Origin of the sequence: Dactylosporangium sp. NPDC049525, assembly GCF_040676755.1 — a bacterium.
Classification (GTDB): Bacteria; Actinomycetota; Actinomycetes; order Mycobacteriales; family Micromonosporaceae; genus Dactylosporangium.
This window is the reverse complement of sequence record NZ_JBFAPO010000147.1, coordinates 1-2168: the sequence shown is the minus strand read 5'-3', so window position 1 is coordinate 2168 and position 2168 is coordinate 1. Positions and strand designations below refer to the sequence as shown.

2 protein-coding genes are annotated in these 2168 nt (G+C 67.4%); both read left to right on the top strand.

Annotated elements, in window-relative coordinates:
• Nucleotides 1-231, top strand: a 231-nt coding sequence (locus AB0K00_RS57670) for a phosphopantetheine-binding protein (RefSeq protein ID WP_363540201.1), incomplete at its 5' end; no start/stop codon positions are given.
• On the top strand, nucleotides 231-2168 hold a 1938-nt coding region (locus AB0K00_RS57665; RefSeq protein ID WP_363540199.1), incomplete at its 3' end, for a condensation domain-containing protein. The genes AB0K00_RS57670 and AB0K00_RS57665, both read left to right, overlap by 1 nt.

The following is a 2168-nucleotide window of genomic DNA, read 5'->3' as shown; positions in this document are numbered from 1 at the left end:
GAAGTCCTCGGCCTTGACTCCGTCGGCGTCGACGACGACTTCTTCGCCCTCGGCGGGCACTCACTGCTGGCGGTACGCCTCATCAGCCGCGTCCGCGCAGCCCTGAACGTTGACCTATCCATCCGGACGCTGTTCGAAATTCCGACCGTCGCCGGTCTTGCAGAGCACATGGACGACCGGAAGTCGACCCGGCCGGCGCTGCGGCCAATGCGCAACTCTAAGGAGTCCTGATGATCCCGTTGTCATACGCGCAGCAGCGTCTGTGGTTCATGGAACAGCTGGAGGGTTCGAGCTCCCTCTACACCGTTCCAGTCGTCCTGCGGCTGTCCGGTGACGTGGACCGGATCGCGTTGGATCAGGCACTGCGGGATGTGCTCGGCCGGCACGAGGTGCTGCGGACGGTCCTGCCGGCCATCGACGGGCAGCCGTACCAGCACATCGTCGAACTTGAGGACCTCGACTGGAGCCTCGGCATCGTCGAGGTCGCACCGGCGGACCTGCAGCCGGCGGTCGACGACGCCGCGGAGTGTCGCTTCGACCTGACCGCGGAACTGCCGATCCGAGCGAACCTCATCTCGGCCGGCCAGAACGAACACGTCCTGGTGGTCGTGGTGCATCACATCGCCTGTGATGCCTGGTCGACAGGACCACTGGCCCGGGACCTCTCCACGGCCTACGCCGCGCGCTGCGCCGGGCATGCCCCGGCGTGGGAGCCGCTGCCGGTGCAGTACGCGGACTACACGCTGTGGCAGCGGGAGTTGCTCGGAGACGAGTCGGATCCGGAGAGCCTGATCTCTCGGCAGGTGTCGTACTGGCAGCAGACCCTGGCCGGGCTGCCGGAGGAGCTCAACCTCCCCGCGGATCGGTCGCGGCCCGCGGTGCCTACACATCGTGGGTTTGAGGTGCCATGCGTGGTGCCGGCGGAGTTGCATGCGCGACTGCGGGATGTGGTGCAGGAGCACGGCGTGACCATGTTCATGGTCGTGCAGGCATCACTGGCGATCGCGTTGTCGAAGCTCGGTGCCGGCACGGACATTCCGATGGGCGCGGCGACGGCCGGGCGTACCGACCAGGCATTGGACGATCTGGTCGGGTTCTTCATCAACAGTCTGGTGATGCGCACCGACCTGTCGGGTGACCCCACATTCACCGAGGTCCTGGCTCGGGTGCGGGAGACGTCGCTGGCCGGGTTCGAGCACCAGGATGTGCCGTTCGAGCGGCTGGTGGAGGTGTTGTCGCCGGTACGGCTGCCGTCACGGCACCCGCTGTTCCAGGTGATGTTGACGGTGCAGAACACCGCTGACGCAGTGCTGGACCTGCCCGGGGTGGCGGTTGGCGGGCAGGCGTCGAACGCGGCGGCGGTGTCCGCGGCGCGGTTTGATCTTGACTTGAACATTGGTGAGGTGTTCGACGCCGCGGGCGGTGCAGCTGGGCTGCGGGGTGTGTTGACTGGGTCGGCGGATCTGTTCGACGAGGACACCGTGGCCGTGATCGGTCGGCGTTGGTTGCGGGTGCTGGAGTCGGTGCTCGCCGATCCGTCGGTGCGGGTGTCGGCGGTTGATGTGTGGGACGCGGGTGAGCGGGATCGGGTGTTGGTGGGGTGGAACGACACCGCGGTTGAGGTGCCGACGCTGTCGCTGCCGGGGTTGTTCGCGGCGCAGGTGTTGCGGACACCGGACGCGGTGGCCGTGGTGGGTGACGGGGTCGAGGTGTCGTTCGCGGAGTTGGAGGCTCGGGCGAATCGCCTGGCCCGGTATTTGACGAACCTTGGGGTGGGCGCGGAGTCGGTGGTGGGTGTGAGCCTGCCCCGAGGTGTGGATCTGATCGTGGCGTTGCTGGCGGTGGTGAAGGCGGGTGGCGCCTATTTGCCGATCGATCCTGGGCTGCCGGTGGAGCGTGCTGGGTTCATGCTCGCGGACGCGCGCGCCGCTGTGGTACTGGGACTGGAAGACGTCCTTGACGAGCTTCCCGCCGGTCGGGTGCGGTCGGTGGCGTTGGACGATCCGCGGGTGGCTGCCGCGGTGTCACGCCTGTCTGGTGAGCCGTCGGACACCGTGGTATCTCCGGAACAAGCGGCGTATGTGATCTACACGTCGGGTTCGACGGGGACGCCGAAGGGTGTCGTGGTTACGCATGCCGGGCTGGGCAGTCTGGTGGCGGCACAGGCG